Raw genomic sequence first — 17,527 nt, forward strand, 5'->3', positions numbered from 1 at the left:
AGCAGCCGCGAGGCTGCGTCTCGAAGGATTGTCCCATGCTCTTTGGAGCCTCCTTCGGGACGGTCACTGCGTGACCTCCTCAGGATGCGGGCGCAGGGAGAGACGCGACCGCTTGCAGACGTGGATGGCCGGGACACGCCCGGCCGTGACGGAGAGGGAATGCCCCTCCGCGTCATTCCGGGGCTGCGTAGCAGAGCCCGACCCGAAGGGCCGCGCCGAAGGCGTGGAAATCCATAAACACCACGTCTCAAGGAGGGGTGAGCAGCGTTGCGCCCTTTCTGAACTGTTGGCGGTTATGCATTCCAGGCTCGCCTTTGGCGCCCCGGAATGACAGCGGGTCGGTAGATATGTATGTTCCTATTTTGTTCTTGACATTTATCCTAAGCTCGGCTATACGTTTCCTTAGACCTGTTCCTGTCGAGGGGCGCGCTCGCGAGGCGTCGCAGTGTGGGAGCAGGCACGGTCCTGTGGGTGGGGTGACGCAGCCCCACTCGACAGGAGGCCCAGGCTGCGTGCCGGTGGTCGGAATCGGTCTCAGGCCCCTGTCGAGCAGACGGACCCCGCCTTGAGCGGTCACCGGGCCGGCCTCGCCTGTCCGCCTAAAGAAGCCGTGCGCGAAGAGGCAGCTCGGCTCTTCCATTCACTCACCACATAGCGAGCCGGGCTGCCTGTCGCGCCACCCTCGATCAACCTTCAGGCTCGCAACACCCGCTGCGGGCCCCAAGGTGCTGGCTCTTTGACATCGATCCATCCCATCGCCAGCGTGACACCGGGGCGCTTTGGTTTTATGACGCCGTGAACCCTGAAGAAGCGCCATGTCCCACAACACCTTCGGTCACCTATTCCGCGTCACCACCTTCGGCGAAAGCCACGGGCCGGCCCTTGGCTGCGTGATCGATGGCTGCCCGCCCATGATCCCCCTGGAGGCCGCCGAGATCCAGGCGGAGCTCGACCGGCGCCGGCCGGGCCAGTCGCGCTTCACCACCCAGCGCCAGGAGCCGGATCAGGTGAAGATCCTCTCGGGGGTGTTCATTGATGAGCGCACGGGCCGGCAGGTCACCACCGGCACGCCGGTCGCGCTGATGATCGAGAACGTGGACCAGCGCTCCAAGGACTACTCGGAGATCAAGAATTCCTACCGTCCGGGCCATGCGGATTTCACCTATGACGTGAAGTACGGCATCCGCGACTATCGCGGCGGCGGCCGCTCCTCGGCCCGCGAGACGGCGGCCCGCGTGGCCGCAGGCGCCGTGGCCCGCAAGGTGCTGGCCGGGATCACCATCCGGGGTGCCTTGGTCCAGATGGGCCCGCACGCCATCGACCGCGGCAACTGGGACTGGGACGAGGTCGCCCGCAACCCGTTCTTCTGCCCCGACGCCAAGGCGGCGGCCTTCTACGAGGATTATCTCGACGGCCTGCGCAAGGCCGGCTCCTCCATCGGAGCCGTCATCGAGATCGTGGCCGAAGGCGTGCCGCCCGGTCTCGGCGCGCCGATCTACGGCAAGCTCGATTCCGATCTCGCCTCCGCGCTCATGTCCATCAATGCGGTCAAGGGCGTGGAGATCGGCGACGGCTTTGCCGCAGCGGCTCTTCGCGGCGAGGAGAATGCGGACGAGATGCGCCCCGGCAACGGCGGCGTGCCCACCTTCCTGTCGAACCATGCCGGCGGCGTGCTCGGGGGCATCTCCACGGGCCAGCCTGTGGTCTGCCGCTTTGCCGTGAAGCCGACCTCCTCGATCCTGACGCCCCGCGCCAGCGTGACCCGCTCCGGCGCCGAGGCCGAGGTGATGACCAAGGGCCGCCACGATCCCTGCGTCGGCATCCGGGCCGTGCCGGTGGGCGAGGCTATGGTCGCCTGCGTCCTGGCCGACCACGTCCTCCGTCACCGGGGGCAGGTGGGGCAGAACGCGGCTTGGCCGTTCGAGGTCTGAGGCAACCCCGCAAAGCCACACAACCTGGACGTCATGGCCGGGCTCGACCCGGCCATCCCAACCCGGAAAAGCGCCGCGCCTCTCCAATCGGGATCACCGGCACAAGGCCGGTGATGACGACGGAGCCGGTTCTGAAGCCCTCCACCCATACATTTTTGCAAGGGCAGGCATGCGGATTTTAGTTTTACTAAAATCCTGTCCTCAGCTAAGTCAGGCTTATGAAACTGGCTGAGTGGCTCACCCGCAATGGCGTCTCGCGCGTGGAATTCGCGCGGCGGATCGGCGTCACGCCCGGCGCCATCACCCAGATGTGCAATTCCGAACAGGCTTGGCTCTCGCGGGACACGGCGGATCTGATCGCCCGTGAAACCCGTGGCGCCGTCACGCCCAACGACTTCCTGCCCCCGGCCGCCAAGGAGGCCCTGATGCCCAATTCCGTCACCGATGCCATCGAGGCTTTCGCCCGCGGCGAGATCGTCATCGTCACCGACGACGACGACCGCGAGAACGAGGGCGACCTCATCGTCGCGGCTTCCCTCTGCACGCCGGAGAAGATGGCCTTCATCATCCGCAACACCTGCGGCATCGTCTGCGCGCCCGTGACGGCCGCGGAAGCCCGCCGCCTGCGCCTCGATCCGATGGTGGCCTCGAACGACGCGCCCCTCGGCACGGCCTTCACGGTGACGGTCGACGTGAAGCACGGCCTGACCACCGGCATCTCCGCCGAGCAGCGCTCGAACACCGTGCGGGCGCTCGCCAACAACAACATGGGCGCGGCCGATTTCGTGCGTCCCGGCCACGTCTTCCCGCTGATTGCCAAGGACGGCGGCGTGCTCATGCGCTCGGGCCACACGGAGGCTGCGGTCGACCTGTGCAAGCTCGCCGGCCTGCCGCCGGTGGGCGTGATCTGCGAGCTGGCGAACGACGACGGCACGGTCATGAAGGGCCGGCAGATCGACGCCTTCGCCGAGACCCACAACCTGAAGCGCATCTCGGTCGCCGACCTCATCGCCTACCGCCAGGCACGGGAAAAGCTCGTCGAGCGCATCGCCACCTTCCCGGTGGAGACGCAATGGGGCTCGTTCACGGGCTATGCCTATTCGACCCCTTTCGACAGCGTGCAGCACATCGCCCTCGTGCATGGCCGCATCGGCGACGGCACCAACATCCCCGTGCGCCTGCACCGGGCCAATGCGCTCACCGACGTGTTCGAGGGCGGCAAGGCGGTGAACGCCTCCCTGCAGCGTTTCGTGAAGGAGGGCAGGGGCGTCCTCGTCTACCTGCGCGACGGCACGGCGGGGGTGCCGACCACGTCCTTCGCTGAGACCGAAGAAACGGAATCGGAGGCGATGCGCTCCAGCCAGTGGCGCGAGATCGGCCTCGGGGCGCAGATCCTAAAGGACCTCGGCGTCGCGTCCATCCGCAACCTCGCCACCTCGAGCCGCTCCTATGTGGGCCTCTCCGGCTTCGGGATTGAGCTTCTGGGGCAGGAGCCGATCGAGGGGTGAGGGACGATCCCTCCGCTGTCATTCCGGGGCCGCGCAGCGGAGCCCGGAATCCATAACCGTTAACGTTGTAGAAAGAGGCGCGACGCTGATCACTCCTCCTTGAACTGTCGTGTTTATGGATTCCGGGCTCGACCTGCAGTCGCCCCGGAATGACAGTGAATAACCTTTGAGATCAGGCCCCCGTCTCACGCCCCATCAATGCATCGAGGTGGAAGGCCGTCGACTTGGCCAAGCCCTCAAGGTCGTATCCGCCTTCGAGAACCGACACGATCCGCTGCCCGCAATGGCGGTCGGCGAGATCCATCAGCTTCTGCGTCGCCCAGGCGAAGTCGGATTCCGTCAGGTTCAGGCTGGCGAGCGGATCGCGCCAATGGGCGTCGAACCCTGCCGAGATGATGATGAGATCAGGCGCGAAGCTGTCGATGCGCGGCGCGATGATGGTGTCCACGGCCTCGCGGAAAGCCTCGCTCCCGTCGCCGGCATTCAGGGGCGCATTGACGATGGTGCCGTGATCGCCCGTCTCTGAGAGCGCGCCGGTGCCGGGATAGAGCGGCGCCTCGTGGGTCGAGCAGTAGAGCACAGTCTCGTCCGACCAGAAGATGTCCTGGGTGCCGTTGCCGTGATGCACGTCCCAGTCGAAGATCGCCACGCGCTCGGCGCCGTGCTTCTTCTGGGCATGGCGGGCGGCGATTGCCGCGTTGTTGAAGAAGCAGAAGCCCATGGCACGGATGCGCTCCGCATGATGCCCCGGCGGGCGCATGGCCACGAAGGCGTTCCTCACCTTGCCGGTCATCACCTCGTCGACCGCCAGCACCGCCCCGCCGGCGCCGCGCAGGGCCGCCTCGTAGGTGCCGGGCGACATGGTGGTGTCCTCGTCGATCCGCACCAGCCCCTCTCGGGGGCTGATGTCGCGCAGGCGCAGGATGTGGTCCTCCGGATGAGCGAGGGCGAGGCTCTCCATTTCGGCCATCGGCGCCTGCTCGCGGATGAGCGATGTGAACCGCTCCTTCTCGAGGGCGCGCTCGATGGCGCGGATGCGGTCCGGGCGCTCGGGATGGCCGAAGGGCGTCTGATGGTCGAGGCAGGCCGGGTGGGTGATGTAGAGCGTGGGCATGGATTTTCTTGGATCGGGAAAGCTGCCAATTTCGCAGCATCACATGGGGCTGTCGATGTTGTTGCGATGCAACACCTTCCGGAGCGGAGCCGTGCCATGGTGTGTTTCGATTCGCGTTGACGACCTTCCGGTCTGTAAACCCGCCCGAAACCACCCTTCACCTCAGTTCCGCTGAGTCTTCAGAGCTTCGCACGATGCGTCTTTTGAGTCTGCCCCTTCTTTTGGCAATGATCGTGGCCTTGGCCGGCTGCAACTATAAGGGCGTTCCTGACCCGCAGGTTTCGTCGCGGGATGCCGAATGGATGGCGCAGATCCCGAAGGCGGAAGAGGATCCGCGCTTCGGCCGCTACCTCATCGACGATCCGACCGGCGAGGCGCCAGGGACCATCGTGGTCGACACGAAGGAGCGCCAGCTCTATCTCGTCCAACCCAACAGGAAGGCGATCCGCTACGGCGTGGCGGTTGGCGACGAGGCCTATGGCTGGACCGGCACCTCCACCATCGCGCGCAAGGCCGAGTGGCCGGACTGGAATCCGCCGCCTGAGATGAAGGCGCGCTGGTCGCATGTCCAATATACCAAGGGTGGACCGAGCAATCCGCTCGGCGCGCGGGCGCTCTACCTCTACGAGGGCAACAAGGACACCCTCTACCGCATTCACGGCACCAACGAGCCGGAGAAGATCGGTTTTGCCGTCTCCTCGGGCTGCATCCGGATGCGCAACATCGACGTGATCGATCTTTACAACCGCGTGCCGGTGAACACGAAGGTCATCGTCCGGTACGGCCGCAGGGCAGCCGGATCCACGATATGGAAAGAGCGCCCTCGGGCGCTCTCTTGGTTTGCATCGGTTGTTCTTTTGGGATCACCTGCCCAGCACGGCTTCCTTGCGCAGGAAGGCGGGAAGCTCGGAGACCTTCGGACGGTTCTGCTGCAGCTTGGCGGCCTGAACGGCGGCGGCGAGAGCCGGCAGGGCGACGTCCTTGAAGGCCGGAATGGACTGGGCGGCGTTCTGTTGGCCTGAACGGATGTCTCGGCTTGAAGCGTTCTGGGTCATGGATCCTCTCTGGAAAACATAGGCTGTCTCGACAACCTGCCTTTATGATCTCCAGGGCTGTGACCGCTTTGGGGCAGACCGGTGATCATGTGTTGGCTTGGCTGCAGATGCATGCCTCAAGGTGAATCAACACTTAACGGAGCAGTATTCCCGCCATCCGAGGCGTGAATACTTCCCGCCTTGTCGTTGCGGCACCTTCGCCTGTTCTACAGAGACGCTTCTTCAGAAGCTGTGCGCAGCCACACCTTTTGCAAAGCTCTCGCCGTCCCTCAGGCCCATCTCATAGGCCCTGCGTATTCCGGCCGGGTTGGTGATGTCGAACTGCCCGATCGGGACCGGCTGGGAGGGCTGAATGTAGGTTCGGCCCTTCACCGTGGGATGGGCCCGATAGAGCCGGGAGAGGATCACCAGGGTCTTGCCGCCCTGTTCCTCGACGGGGAGCAGAGGCTCCGTCGGCACGTTGTCGACGAGGCCGCCATCGAGGGCCGCCATGCCGCCGATGCGGCCGACCGGCATGAAGGGTGGCACGCTGGCGCTCGCCATCAGGGCTGCCGACAGCTCTGCCGGGGAGGCCAGGTCCTGCACGCGCACGAATTCCGGGCGAAAGCCCAAGGCGCGGCCGCCCCTCGGGTGAACCGGGGAGCGCCATGTCTTCTCGATCTGGTAGGTGGCGATGCCCAGCGGAACGGCGAGCGACAGGGGCAGGCGGCGCGGCTTGCGGGCGAGGCCGATGAGCACATTGGGACCCTGCTTCAGGCGCTCCAGGGCGGCCTCGTCGATGATGCCCTCGATCAGGCTGCGATACATGAACGAGACCGGCCAGGGCGAGCCCTCGCTGCGCCAGGCGCGCCATTCGAAATTGCGGCGCCCGAGGCTGCAGCCCTCAGCCACCATCTCGTTGACCTTCCGGCCGAGGCCGAGAAGGCTGTAGCAGGCGGACCAGGCGCCTGCGCTCACGCCGACCACCGTCTCCGGCTTCAATCCGAGCAGCGGTGCCGCGGCCTCCCAGAAGCCTCCCTGCCAGTAGCAGCGGTTGCCGCCGCCCGCGAATGCCACCGCGTCGAACATCGGCGTTCCTAGCGCTTCCGGGCGGGCGGAGCGTCCTCGTCGGCCCGTGCCCGATCCCGCCAAGCCAGAACGAGCCGCTCCAGCTCGATGAGATCCTGCGGCGGAAGCGTTCCGAGGGTCCGCATCACATAAGCCCGCTGGGCCGCAATCCCTTGGTTGGCGAGGTCGCGCCCCTTCGGGGTGAGATAGAGGGCATTGGAGCGCCGGTCGCCCGGGATCGCGCGCCGCTCCACGAGCCCGGCCTCGACCATGCGGTCGAGCAGCCCCGAGACGTTGCCCTTGGTCACATAGAGCCGTTCCGCCAACTCCTGCTGGCTCGAGCCTTCGCGTTCGGTGAGGGTGGACAGCAGGTCGAATTGAGGGATCGACAGCCCAAGCGCCTTCAGTTCCGCCGCCACTGCATTGGTTGCCCGCCGGTTCAGGCGGATGATCCGGAACCAGATCCGCAGAGGATCGGCAGCATCGATCTCGGCAGAGGCGGAAGAGGGGGACGTCAAGGTTACAAACTCCAGGTACAAGACGGACAGTTTACAGCGAGACCATAAAGGCCGTCATCTCCTTTGGGATGAGGAGGGCTGAATGCACATCTTTTCGGGCAGTCTTTGGAACTCGAAGCCAAGCTTCGCTTTTCTCTCCACCCACCCCGTCACCGATCAACGGCTGAAAGCTTTGGAAAAACAGGTGCCGCCCCGGCAAGGCGAGCCGCTTCTCGATCAAGAGCAGTGGCGCGCGCTCAAAGAGATTTGTAAGACCACCTGATGCGTCGCCTCATCATCGAAGAACCTCACTCGCGTCCGGCGAAGTGGTCTCCCACGCTGGCCTTGTTCGCGCTCGCCGTGACCATCCTGGCGGTGCTGCTGATCCGCTTCGGCCGGATCGACTACCAATCCGGCTTCATCGCCCTCGGGGCAGGCATCGCGATCGCGCTCGTGGCGGTTCTGTGCGCCCTCGCCGGGTTCGTTCGCATCTGGCAGGAGGGGCGACGGGGACTGGGAAGCGCCATCAAGGGGCTGATCGTAGCATCGCTGGTTCTCGCCTATCCGGGCTTCATGGCGCTCAAGGCCGTCACCCTGCCGGCGATCACCGATGTGACCACCGACACGGACGACCCGCCGGGCTTCTCCCGCTCGCGGGCTGCGCTCGAGGCGCGCGCCGGGCGCGTTCCTCCGGATGTGCCGCCTGAGGCGCGGGAGATGCAGCGGGCTTCCTACGTGCAGATCGCACCTCTGACCCTCGACATCGGCCCGGACGAGGCGTTTGCCATCGTTCGCAAGGCGGCCGACAATCTCGGATGGCGCGTGCTCGAAACCGTGCCGCCGGGCGGGCGCGCCGGCCTCGGACGCTTGGAGGCGGTCGACCGGTCGCTGATCCTCAGGGTGCCCTACGACATCACAGTCCGGGTCCGTCCGCGTGTCGACGGCACACGCATCGATATCCGTTCGGCCTCCAGGTTCGGCAATCATGATCTGGGCGCCAACGCTGATCATATTCGCGATTTCCTCGAGGAAGCCTCGAATCTGGCGATCGCGGTGCGCTGATCAGACCGGGTGATACTCGCTGTCGAGGGCGGGAAGGCCCTCGACCGCAGCCTGACCTTTCGCGACCAGATCCTCCAGATGGGCGAAGACCGACAGCCCCGCGGCGCCGACCAGGGCCGGGTTCAAGCCCTGATAGATGGCGGCGACGATCTCGGGGATCGTCCGGTCGCCGGCCCTCAGCCGGTTGAGGATCGAGGCCTCGCGCTGGCGCCGATGATGGATCAGCGCGCGCACGAATCGCTGCGGCTCCTGCACCGGCCCGCCATGGCCCGGCCAGTAAATGGTTTCCTCTCGGCCCCTGAGTTTGTCGAGGGAAGCCATGAACTCGCTCATGGAGCCGTCGGGTGGGGCAACCACCGTGGTGGACCAGGCCATCACATGATCGCCGGAGAACAGCGCCTTCTCCTCGGGCAGCACGAAGGCGAGGTGGTTGGCCATATGGCCCGGCGTGGCCAGAGCCTCCAGGGTCCAGCCGGGGCCTTCCACGGCATCACCCTCGCTCAGTTCCTGATCGGGCGCGTAATCCTTGTCGGAACTCGTCTCCAGCATATTGACCTCGCCGGAGAACAGGGGGCGGGCGCTGCGATGGGGAGCGCAGCCGACGATGGTGGCCCCCGTTGCAGCCTTGATGGCCGCCGCCGCCGGCGAATGGTCCTTGTGGGTATGGGTCACGAGGATGTGGGTGACCGTCTCGCCGCGCACGGCGTTGAGGATCGCCTCCACATGGTCCGGCATGTCAGGCCCCGGATCGATGATGGCGACGCTCCCGGTGCCGACGATGTAGCTGCAGGTTCCGGTGAAGGTGATGGGGCCCGGATTGCCGGCGACGACCCGGCGGACGAGGGGGCTCACGCGCACGCATTCCTCGGCTCGGGCCGGAGGGCTGGTGTCGAAGGTGAGGTCGTCTGCCATCGGAGATCCTTGCAACTGCCGTCAGGACATCTCCCGTTTCCTAGAGCATCGTGCGAAAAAGTGGACCCGGTTTTTCGCGCCTTGGCTTGAACTAAAGGGTGTCCACAGTCCCGGCGAATGCGCGAGACGGCGGCTTGAGGCAGGGACCGGACCCTCCTATAAGGCTTCATGAGCCGCCGCGCGCATGGCGGAATGATCTGGAGATTGCCCGTATGACGACCAGCGCCCCTTCGCTGTCTTCTCCCTCGACCCTTGTCGGCCTCCTCTGGCCGTCCCGGGATGATGCCCGCTTCGCTGCGCTCCGCGCCATCGTGCTGATGGTCGTCGGCACGGCGCTCCTTACCGTCTCTGCCAAGGTTCAGGTGCCGCTGCCTTACGTTCCGATGACGCTGCAGACCCTGGTGGTGCTGATGATCGGCGCGACCTATGGCTGGCGCCTGGGCGGCGCGACCGTTGCCCTCTACCTCGCTGAGGGCGCCATGGGGATGCCGGTTTTCGCCAACACACCTCCCTTGGCAGCCGGTATCGGCTACTTCATGAGCCCCACGGGCGGCTTCCTGTTCGGCTTCGTGGCGGCAGCTCTCGTCATGGGCTTCATGGCCGAGCGCGGCTGGGATCGTTCGCTCCTGCGCGTCATCGTCATGATGAGCATCGGCCATGCGGTGATCTTGGGCAGCGGCTTTGCGTGGCTTTCGGTGTTGATGCCAGCTGCGAAGGCGTGGGCTGTCGGCATTGCCCCGTTCATTGCCGCAACCATCCTCAAGACGGCTCTGGCTGTCGCCCTGATGCAAGCCGCCTGGTCCGTGACGCGCCGCGGCGGCAAGGCTTGATCAGCCTTCAAGCAATAGCCTTCTGAAGCCGCCTCCGGGCGGCTTCTTCTTTTTCGGGATTGAGGCGGGTGTGCTAGCGGCGTTCAGCCGACCGAGTGCACCAGCTTGAGCTTCGGCTTGGCCTTGACGCTGCCATGGAGGAAGGTGACGTCCACCCATTCCTCGTCGCCGCTGCCTTCCTCGACACGGTAGCCCATCTGCTTGGCGATGGCCTGAACCTGGCTGAGGTTGGAGCGGGAGATCCAGCGCGAGAACTCAGGAGAAGCCTGGTCCATCAGAACGGCAATCATGCCGATCTCGACGCCCTGGTCGAAATCTTCGCTGCGACCGGGAAAACGCAGCCGCAAGCCATCGTCGAGGTGGATATGTCTCATGACGGGAAGCCCCCAAATTCACCCTTTTCGGGCACCTTTTGCTTGAACTTACCAGGGAGTTGAGCCGGCTGAAAGGTGTCATGGCCGCGCAGGGAACCGCGCCCCGGGCCGCTCATTAGCCTCGCACAGGCAAGACAACCGGAGGGCCCCATGGCCGAGCGCAGAATCACCGCCTTCTTCGACACCTATGAGGAGGCCGCACGGGCGGTGCAGCGGCTCGAGGCAGCCCGTATGCCGGATTTCGAGATCAGTCTTGTGTCCAACAACTTCAACGATGCCTATACGCACCATGCGTCCCGGTCGTTCGAACCCGACGGGGCGGCGCATCCTTTCGCCGGCGCCACGGCGGCGGCCGGAACGGTCGCGGGAGCCGGTGCGGGCCTTCTGGCGGGTCTCGGCACGGTGGCGATCCCGGGCTTCGGGCCGGTGATCGCCGCCGGATGGATCGTCTCGACCTTGGTCGGCGCCGGTGCGGGCGCCGCAGTCGGTGGTCTTGCCGGCGCGTTGGCCGATGCCGGCCTGACCGACGAGGAGGCCAACACCTATGCAGACGGCGTGCGGCGCGGCGGAGCGCTCGTGACCGTGAAGGTCGACGAGGCTCGGATGGACAGAGTGGTGAGCATTCTCGATGACGAGGGCGAGGTCGATGCAGGTGAAGAGACGGGGCGACGTGTTGAGGCACCGGCGCCACCCATCGGCGCTGCAGCCTCGACGACTACGGGTCTCATGACGGATCTCATGCCGATCCCGCTCGATGACGACGGCGAGGACGCGAGCGAGCGCACGCTCCATGTCGAACTCGAAGACGAGCGCCTGCGTCGTCCCACAGGCACGAAATTCGATTAGGTGAGAGGCTCGCAGCCCCTCACCTGATGCTAGAGGCTCAAGCCTTGCGCACGGCGCGATCCAGGCTCCATGCACCGCCGCCGGCGGCAGCGAGGAACAGGAACACGAAGCAGTAGAGAATCGCAGCGTCGCCGCCGTTCAGGACAGGGTAGGGGCTGCGCGGCGCATGGGTGAGCCAATAGGCAAAGGCCATCAGGCCGGAGAGCACGAACGCCACGGGCCGCACGAAGAGACCCGGAATCAGCAATGCGCCACCGACAAGTTCGAGCACGCCAGCGATCCAGGGCAGGGTGAAGGCCGCCGGTGCGGGATTGGGGGAAGCAGGGAAGCCGAGAAGCTTCTGCGTGCCGTGCGCCATGAAGATGAGCGCTGCGACGATGCGCAGGATGCTGAGGAGGCGCGGCGCCCAAACGGTTTCGAGATGAGTTGTGTTCATCGGTCAGTCTCCGGATTGTAAGGAGGGGTGATCGGCGCGGCCGACCAGCCGGGGAGGGAGCAACCGGATACAAGCTCAGTCGGAATGTTCACACCCTCTATGGCGCAGCTTGCAGTAACGAATTGCTTACCACGTTCCCAAGGCGCTTTGATCCGTTCGGGTTTTCCGGCGTTTCTCCTACGCCAACAGAACAGGGGGCTTCCATGACCATCCTCGATCCTAAAACCGGGCAGCTTGTCACGATCAACCTCACGTCCAAGCCGCGCCGGGGCTGAGATCCCTTGGAAATCATTCCGATTGCGCGGGATATTTTCGAACCGCCAACTGCTGTTCATCTCCGAAATTTTTGATCTTTCCATCTCCTGAATTCTTGCACGGCCCACTAAATTACTTTCATCAAGGGTCGCCCGTGCCCTGACGCACATCGTCGATGCGACATCTGTGGCTGATGGATGTTGGGGTCGGAACCCTTGGTTCGCAAAGGCATTGGCTAAAGGAATGGATTCAACCGAGCGCCGGAGCCGCGGATTGTCAGGCTTGAAAGCTTAAGCAGCCGCAGCTTTGGCGTTCAGATTTTGAAGTGATCGAAAGAGTTGAGGAGCGTGAAATGGCTCTGACAGGACGTTTTAACCTGCGCAAGACTTGGACCGGACGCATTGTATTGCAGGTCGAGGAGGAGGTCGCAGGTTTCTGGGGCCGGATGACAGGCAGGGCCAAGCTGCACCGCCGGTGGCGTGATGCCAATGTGCTGGATCTCGCAGCCCCCGAATTGCGAAGCCTCGTCGACCTGCGCTTCCGTCCCCGCTACATGCCCCAGACCAACGAGGTTCCGCAGGATTGGCCGCGGGCCCCGCGTCAGCTCGAGGCAATCCCAGCCCAGACCCTGCATTACGAGACATACCAGGAAGACGGGCGCTTCTCGACGCATTGAGGCACGACAAGGCGAAGCCAAGCTCGATGGGCCCAGAAGTCCCCCGGGCTTGGTTTGCCCGATGACTTATGCAGAAATGCTATCGTTGATTTTGCGGGAGAAGTTTGGTCGGAGTGGCAGGATTTGAACCTGCGACCCCCACGTCCCGAACGTGGTGCGCTACCAGACTGCGCTACACTCCGACACCGAGAAATTCTCGGGAGGCCGGTCTTATAGCGGTGAGGGGAGAGCGCCGCAAGGGGAGATTTGAACCTTTCCGATAGACCGGACCTTGTGCAAAACGGTGTTGCCAGCCGCGTTGGGGCCGATTATGTACACGCCACACCTATTGGGGCGTCGCCAAGCGGTAAGGCAGCGGTTTTTGGTACCGCCATTCCCAGGTTCGAATCCTGGCGCCCCAGCCATTCCATACTAAGTTCCTAAAACTAAAAGATTTTATCCCGATTTTGGGCGAGGCGCTCCGCACTGCTGCACATCCCTGTCACACACGGGTGTCACACATGCCGGTCGGTTCTCATCTTATGCGTCGCGGTGCGGTATATTGCTGGCGGCGCCGGTTCCCGGCTTGCGGCGCGAACGGACGGCGGATCCTGCAGATCAGCCTGCAGTCGACCCACTGGACCGAAGCGCGCCGGATCGGAGCGGAGCTGACCGCGATGAGCGAAGTCGTGTTCGACGAGATGCGGCGCGGCCGCCTGACCGCTGAGGAGGCGAGGGCAATCCTCGTCGATGGAGCCCGCCGCCAAACCGCGAAGACCCTACGCAGCCGCTCTGCTCAGGATGGAGATATCGCTCGTGCGTTCGGCGAGGGGCTATATGGGGTCGAGATTGGCATTCCCTCGCTTGAGAGGGCAATCACAGTTCTTGACGCGCTGGCATATGGCCTCGCTGGAAAGGGACTGCAGATCGAGCCAACCGGCAGGCATATAAGGATTGTCAGTGGACAGGAGAAGGCGGAGTTCAGCCTCAAAGAGGTGACACGGACTGTACCTCACGAGCCAACAGAAGCTGAACTAGCCGAAGAGGCAAGGCGACAGAAGCGGCGAGAGCGGTACTGGCGCGGCGAAATCGCATGGGCTATTCATTTCAGGGACATGCTTGCCCTGAAAAGGATATCGTTCGAACAGGGCAGCTGTTTCTTCAGATCGACGGCTATGGTGATGGCGTCCGCCGGAAATGGGCTGACGGCAAAACTCAGACAATGGAGACCCTCATTCCGTCCATCGTGCAGGGCTTCGAGATTCTGATCGCTGCCCGCAGGGCCGAGCGGAAGAGGCGTGAGGCACGGGAGCGCAAGTGGCAGGAATACTGTACGAGAAGAGAACTAGCCAAAGCCCGGAACAAAAGGGAGGCGGATCGAACTCCGTTTATTGACAGTCTCATTGATATTCATCGAGAGGTTATCCGGCTGCAGACATGGCTAGCAGATAGTCGGCCTATTGCAGAGCAAAGACCCGGCAGCGCTTACTGGCGCATGGCCCAATGGGTCCAAGCAAGGCTGGACAGACTTGTTGCCAGCATCGAACCCGATGGGATCGAAATGCAGCTGGCGGAGAACAAGCTCTTTCCTGATCCGGAGCACGATGAGCTCTTTGATCCTCTTGGTGATCCGGGAGAGAAATACTACTGGCAGATCGATTGAGGCTGTAAATCCATGTTATGTCTATGGAGTGGCAGGCGCCGTGGTCGATACTAAGCCCACTCCGGTTTCTATTTTACCGGAAGTTCCTCGTTGCCGTTCTGATGACTGGGACAACATCAGTTTCTGATGCTTTGGATGCTGGCGGCTCCAAGGATCCTCGGGAGCCTGTGCTCGGCTTCTCACGTGTTGTAGCTCCGCTGATGCCAACCGATTCGTAAGAGACGGACTGGGGCTTATCCTGAAATCCTACCGAGCGCAGAAGATCGGATAGATCGAGGAAATGCTCGGCGATAAGATGCGTGACGCCGCCTTCGCGCTGAAGCCGGCCACGGCAGCCGATCATGCCGGTGGACAGGATCAGGCGCCGGTGCTGCTCAAACACCGTGGACCAGATTACGAGATTGGCGACATCGGTCTCATCCTCGATCGTCATGAAGGTCACGCCCTTGGCTGAGCCCGGCTTCTGGCGCACGAGGACAAGGCCTGCCACCGTGACCCGCTGGCCATCTCTGACGTGCTGGAGGTCGGCACAGGACCGGATGCGCCGTTCCGTCAGTTCCTGGCGCAGGAAGGCGAGGGGATGCCGGCGCAGGGTCAAGCCTTTCGAGCGGTAGTCCTCCACGACCTCGCGGCCCTCCGTCATGGGCACGAGGTCGATGGCAGGCTCATCCGCTTCCGATCGGATCACCCGGTCACGCGAGTCGGCAGCGGCAAACAGCGGCATGACCTCGTCGGATAGACCCTTGATAGTCCAGAGTGCGTCGCGACGGTTCACCCTAATCGAGCCGTAAGCATCAGCCTCGGCCAGCCGCTCGAGAGCGGAGACCGGAATGCCGACCCGCCGCCACAGATCCTCTATGGACGAGTAGAGACACTCCGCCCGAGCGAGCGGGATCAAGGCACCATGGGCATTCGCCAGACCATGCACCATCCGGAACCCGAGCCGGACGGCGAAACGCTTTGGGTTTCTGGTCGTCTCTAGTGTGCAGTCCCAACGGGAATGGTTGACGTCCACCGGACGCACCTCAATCCCATGAGCCTGCGCGTCCCGCACCAGTTGGGCGGGCGCATAGAAGCCCATTGGCTGCGAATTCAGAATGGCGCAGCAGAACACGTCCGGATGGTGGCACTTCATCCAGGACGAGGCATAGGCAATCTTGGCGAAGCTTGCTGCATGGCTCTCTGGGAAGCCGTAGGAGCCGAAGCCCTCCAACTGCTTGAAGGTGCGCTCCGCAAAGGCCGCGTCGTAGCCGCGAGCGACCATGCCGGTGATCAGCTTGTCGCGGAACCTCGACACGCCGGCCGTGAACTTGAAGGTGGCCATGGCGCGCCGGAGCTGGTCGGCTTCCGAGGGCGTGAACCCAGCGCATTCGATCGCCACCCGCATGGCCTGCTCCTGAAAGAGCGGCACGCCGAGCGTCTTCTCCAGCACGCGCCTGAGCTCCGGTCGCGGGTACTCGACCTCTTCACGCTTTTCTCGCCGGCGCAGGTAGGGATGCACCATGTCGCCCTGGATCGGGCCGGGCCGCACGATCGCCACTTGGATGACGATGTCGTAGAAAGTCCTCGGCTTCAGCCGTGGCAGCATCGCCATCTGGGCCCGGCTCTCGATCTGGAATGTGCCCACCGTATCGGCCTTCTGGATCATGGCGTAGGTCGCCTTGTCCTCGCCCGGGATAGTGGCGATGTCGTAGCTTTCGCCCTTGTGCTCACGCAGGAGGTCGAAAGCGCGGCGCATGCAGCCCAACATGCCAAGACCCAGCACATCGACCTTCATGAACTTCAGCGTGTCGATGTCGTTCTTGTCCCACTCGATCACCTGTCGGTTCTCCATCGCGGCCGGCTCGATCGGCACGAGTTCGTCGAGCCGGTCCTGGGTGAGCACGAAGCCGCCCGGGTGCTGGGAAAGGTGGCGCGGCGCCCCGATAAGCTCGGAGGCGAGCTCCAGCGTCATGCGAAGGCGCGGATCGTTGAGGTTGAGATTGAGCTCCTTGGCTTCCTTGTCCGACACGCCGTCATTGCCCCAGCCCCAGACGAGACCGGCCAGTCCCGCAGTGACGTCTTCGGGCACGCCGAGCGCCTTGCCGACCTCGCGCACGGCGCCGCGGGCCCGGTAGCAGGAGACGACCGCGGTGAGGGCGGCGCGATGGCGGCCGTAGGTTTCATAGATCCATTGGATCACCTCTTCGCGGCGCTCGTGCTCGAAGTCGACGTCGATGTCCGGCGGCTCGCGCCGCTCCTGGGAGACGAAGCGCTCGAAGAGCAGATCGTGCTCGGTCGGGTTGATCGAGGTGATGCCGAGCACGAAGCACACGGCGGAGTTCGCGGCCGATCCGCGCCCCTGGCACAGGATGCCGCGCGATTTGGCGAAGGAGACGATGGCGTGGACCGTGAGGAAGTAGGGAGCGTATCCCAGATCCTCGATCAGGCGCAGCTCATGGCGGCAGGTGACGGCGACAACGTCCGGAATGCCATCTGGATAGCGCTTCCGCGCGCCTTCCCAGGTCAACCGTTCCAGCTTCTCCTGCGCCGTCTCGCCAGGCCCCGTCTCGCTCGGATATTGGTAGCGCAGCTCGTCGAGCGAGAAGGTGCAACGGTCGAGGACTTCGCGCACGCGCCGGAACGCGTCCGGATGACGCTCGAACAGGCGCTGCATTTCGACCGGATCCTTGAGGTAGCGGTCGGCGTGACGCTCAAGCCGGTGGCCTGCCTCGTCGATGGTGCAGCCCTCCCGGATGCAGGAGACCACGTCCTGCAAACGACGACGATCCGGGTGATGGTAGAGCACGTCGCCTATGGCGATGGTCGGCACCCGGGCCATCTGCGCCGCCTGCTCGATGGCATGAGGGCGTAGATGCTCGTTGGGCGCGAAGCGCCGGATCAGGGCCATATAGGCGCGGTTGCCGAAGGTTTGCCTGAGGCGCGTGAGGTTCCGGTCGAGTTCTTGGTTCGCTTCATCACCCAGGAGGATCGCCAGCATCCCTTCGTTCCAGGCCACCACATCTTCCCAGGCGAGATGGCATTTGCCCTTGCCGCCGCGGCTCTTGCCGAGGCTGAGCAACCGGCACAGGCGGGAATAGGCGGTCCGATCGGTCGGGTAGACGAGAAGGGACGTGCCATCGGTGAGATCGAGCCGGCAGCCGACGACAAGGCGGACACCCGTCTCACGCGATGCCTCGTAGGCGCGCACGATCCCCGCGAGAGAATTGCGGTCGGTGATGCCTAATGCCGTGATGCCGAGGAGCTTGGCCTGCTCGAACAGTTCCTGCGGGCTCGAAGCGCCGCGCAGGAACGAGAAGTGGGTCGTGACCTGGAGCTCAGCATACATGTGGGAGACGATTG

General features: G+C 64.1%; 16 protein-coding genes, 2 tRNA genes and 1 pseudogene. 11 read left to right on the plus strand and 8 right to left on the minus strand.

Annotated elements, in window-relative coordinates; translation table 11 throughout:
• The first annotated feature begins 815 nt into the window (after positions 1–815).
• Positions 816–1,931, plus strand: a complete 1,116-nt coding sequence (gene aroC, locus MA07_RS07685) for a chorismate synthase (protein WP_036348849.1) — start codon at positions 816–818, stop codon at positions 1,929–1,931.
• 218 nt (positions 1,932–2,149) lie between these two features.
• Entirely contained in the window at positions 2,150–3,439 is a 1,290-nt protein-coding gene (ribB, locus tag MA07_RS07690; RefSeq protein ID WP_081928828.1) for a 3,4-dihydroxy-2-butanone-4-phosphate synthase, read from the plus strand.
• A gap of 172 nt (positions 3,440–3,611) precedes the next feature.
• On the opposite strand, the gene MA07_RS07695 is transcribed toward ribB, so the two are convergent.
• Positions 3,612–4,553, minus strand: coding sequence for a histone deacetylase family protein (locus MA07_RS07695; RefSeq protein ID WP_036348852.1), 942 nt, complete (start codon positions 4,551–4,553; stop codon positions 3,612–3,614).
• 194 nt (positions 4,554–4,747) lie between these two features.
• On the opposite strand from MA07_RS07695, the pseudogene MA07_RS07700 reads away from it, so the two are divergent.
• Positions 4,748–5,332, plus strand: a pseudogene (locus MA07_RS07700) (L,D-transpeptidase); the annotation flags it as partial.
• 498 nt (positions 5,333–5,830) lie between these two features.
• Here the strand turns inward: MA07_RS07700 and MA07_RS07705 are convergent.
• On the minus strand, positions 5,831–6,676 hold the full coding sequence (locus tag MA07_RS07705; protein ID WP_036348855.1) for a patatin-like phospholipase family protein: 846 nt from the start codon (positions 6,674–6,676) through the stop codon (positions 5,831–5,833).
• Positions 6,677–6,684: 8 nt separating this feature from the next.
• Positions 6,685–7,173, minus strand: a complete 489-nt coding sequence (locus tag MA07_RS07710; protein WP_036348858.1) for a MarR family transcriptional regulator — start codon at positions 7,171–7,173, stop codon at positions 6,685–6,687.
• A gap of 82 nt (positions 7,174–7,255) precedes the next feature.
• On the opposite strand from MA07_RS07710, the gene MA07_RS07715 reads away from it, so the two are divergent.
• Both MA07_RS07715 and MA07_RS07720 read left to right on the plus strand, forming a co-directional pair.
• Positions 7,256–7,435, plus strand: coding sequence for a hypothetical protein (locus MA07_RS07715; protein WP_036348861.1), 180 nt, complete (start codon positions 7,256–7,258; stop codon positions 7,433–7,435).
• Positions 7,435–8,214 (plus strand): DUF1499 domain-containing protein, encoded by a 780-nt coding sequence (locus MA07_RS07720; RefSeq protein WP_036348864.1) that lies wholly within the window; start codon positions 7,435–7,437, stop codon positions 8,212–8,214. Before MA07_RS07715 ends, MA07_RS07720 begins: the two co-directional genes overlap by 1 nt.
• Here MA07_RS07720 and MA07_RS07725 read toward each other — a convergent pair whose 3' ends face one another.
• A complete protein-coding gene (locus tag MA07_RS07725; RefSeq protein WP_036348866.1) occupies positions 8,215–9,126 on the minus strand; it encodes an MBL fold metallo-hydrolase in 912 nt (303 codons plus the stop codon).
• A 212-nt stretch (positions 9,127–9,338) separates the two neighbouring features.
• Between MA07_RS07725 and MA07_RS07730 the strand changes: the two genes are divergently transcribed.
• Positions 9,339–9,956, plus strand: coding sequence for a biotin transporter BioY (locus tag MA07_RS07730; RefSeq protein ID WP_052002923.1), 618 nt, complete (start codon positions 9,339–9,341; stop codon positions 9,954–9,956).
• A gap of 83 nt (positions 9,957–10,039) precedes the next feature.
• Here the strand turns inward: MA07_RS07730 and MA07_RS07735 are convergent, their stop codons facing one another.
• Entirely contained in the window at positions 10,040–10,330 is a 291-nt protein-coding gene (locus MA07_RS07735) for a hypothetical protein (protein WP_036348869.1), read from the minus strand.
• A 150-nt stretch (positions 10,331–10,480) separates the two neighbouring features.
• Between MA07_RS07735 and MA07_RS07740 the strand changes: the two genes are divergently transcribed.
• On the plus strand, positions 10,481–11,176 hold the full coding sequence (locus MA07_RS07740; RefSeq protein ID WP_036348872.1) for a membrane protein: 696 nt from the start codon (positions 10,481–10,483) through the stop codon (positions 11,174–11,176).
• Between the two features lie 37 nt (positions 11,177–11,213).
• Here the strand turns inward: MA07_RS07740 and MA07_RS07745 are convergent, their stop codons facing one another.
• Positions 11,214–11,612, minus strand: coding sequence for a DoxX family protein (locus MA07_RS07745; protein ID WP_036348875.1), 399 nt, complete (start codon positions 11,610–11,612; stop codon positions 11,214–11,216).
• Positions 11,613–12,219: 607 nt separating this feature from the next.
• On the opposite strand from MA07_RS07745, the gene MA07_RS07750 reads away from it, so the two are divergent.
• Positions 12,220–12,543, plus strand: a complete 324-nt coding sequence (locus MA07_RS07750) for a hypothetical protein (protein WP_052002924.1) — start codon at positions 12,220–12,222, stop codon at positions 12,541–12,543.
• Positions 12,544–12,648: 105 nt separating this feature from the next.
• On the opposite strand, the gene MA07_RS07755 is transcribed toward MA07_RS07750, so the two are convergent.
• Positions 12,649–12,725: transfer RNA gene (locus MA07_RS07755), tRNA-Pro, on the minus strand.
• A 147-nt stretch (positions 12,726–12,872) separates the two neighbouring features.
• Here MA07_RS07755 and MA07_RS07760 point away from each other — a divergent pair.
• The 3 genes from MA07_RS07760 (at position 12,873) to MA07_RS07770 (ending at position 14,185) form a co-directional block, all read left to right on the plus strand.
• Positions 12,873–12,947 (plus strand) — tRNA-Gln (locus tag MA07_RS07760).
• A 117-nt stretch (positions 12,948–13,064) separates the two neighbouring features.
• Positions 13,065–13,790, plus strand: a complete 726-nt coding sequence (locus tag MA07_RS07765; protein ID WP_348270401.1) for a DUF6538 domain-containing protein — start codon at positions 13,065–13,067, stop codon at positions 13,788–13,790.
• Complete coding sequence (locus MA07_RS07770) at positions 13,745–14,185, plus strand: hypothetical protein (RefSeq protein WP_152568770.1); 441 nt, start codon at positions 13,745–13,747, stop codon at positions 14,183–14,185. The genes MA07_RS07765 and MA07_RS07770 overlap by 46 nt, the downstream gene beginning before the upstream one ends.
• A gap of 73 nt (positions 14,186–14,258) precedes the next feature.
• Here the strand turns inward: MA07_RS07770 and MA07_RS07775 are convergent, their stop codons facing one another.
• Positions 14,259–17,525, minus strand: a complete 3,267-nt coding sequence (locus MA07_RS07775) for an error-prone DNA polymerase (protein WP_081928829.1) — start codon at positions 17,523–17,525, stop codon at positions 14,259–14,261.
• Between the last annotated feature and the right edge of the window lie 2 nt (positions 17,526–17,527).

Source organism: Microvirga sp. BSC39, assembly GCF_000739015.1.
Classification (GTDB): Bacteria; Pseudomonadota; Alphaproteobacteria; order Rhizobiales; family Beijerinckiaceae; genus Microvirga.

Coding starts and splice junctions, on each gene's coding strand:
- aroC (WP_036348849.1), top strand. CDS start 816: ATGTCCCACAACACCTTCGGTCACCTATTCCGCGTCACCACCTTCGGC.
- ribB (WP_081928828.1), top strand. CDS start 2,150: ATGAAACTGGCTGAGTGGCTCACCCGCAATGGCGTCTCGCGCGTGGAA.
- MA07_RS07695 (WP_036348852.1), bottom strand. CDS start 4,553: ATGCCCACGCTCTACATCACCCACCCGGCCTGCCTCGACCATCAGACG.
- MA07_RS07705 (WP_036348855.1), bottom strand. CDS start 6,676: ATGTTCGACGCGGTGGCATTCGCGGGCGGCGGCAACCGCTGCTACTGG.
- MA07_RS07715 (WP_036348861.1), top strand. CDS start 7,256: ATGCACATCTTTTCGGGCAGTCTTTGGAACTCGAAGCCAAGCTTCGCT.
- MA07_RS07720 (WP_036348864.1), top strand. CDS start 7,435: ATGCGTCGCCTCATCATCGAAGAACCTCACTCGCGTCCGGCGAAGTGG.
- MA07_RS07725 (WP_036348866.1), bottom strand. CDS start 9,126: ATGGCAGACGACCTCACCTTCGACACCAGCCCTCCGGCCCGAGCCGAG.
- MA07_RS07730 (WP_052002923.1), top strand. CDS start 9,339: ATGACGACCAGCGCCCCTTCGCTGTCTTCTCCCTCGACCCTTGTCGGC.
- MA07_RS07735 (WP_036348869.1), bottom strand. CDS start 10,330: ATGAGACATATCCACCTCGACGATGGCTTGCGGCTGCGTTTTCCCGGT.
- MA07_RS07740 (WP_036348872.1), top strand. CDS start 10,481: ATGGCCGAGCGCAGAATCACCGCCTTCTTCGACACCTATGAGGAGGCC.
- MA07_RS07745 (WP_036348875.1), bottom strand. CDS start 11,612: ATGAACACAACTCATCTCGAAACCGTTTGGGCGCCGCGCCTCCTCAGC.
- MA07_RS07750 (WP_052002924.1), top strand. CDS start 12,220: ATGGCTCTGACAGGACGTTTTAACCTGCGCAAGACTTGGACCGGACGC.
- MA07_RS07765 (WP_348270401.1), top strand. CDS start 13,065: ATGCGTCGCGGTGCGGTATATTGCTGGCGGCGCCGGTTCCCGGCTTGC.
- MA07_RS07770 (WP_152568770.1), top strand. CDS start 13,745: ATGGAGACCCTCATTCCGTCCATCGTGCAGGGCTTCGAGATTCTGATC.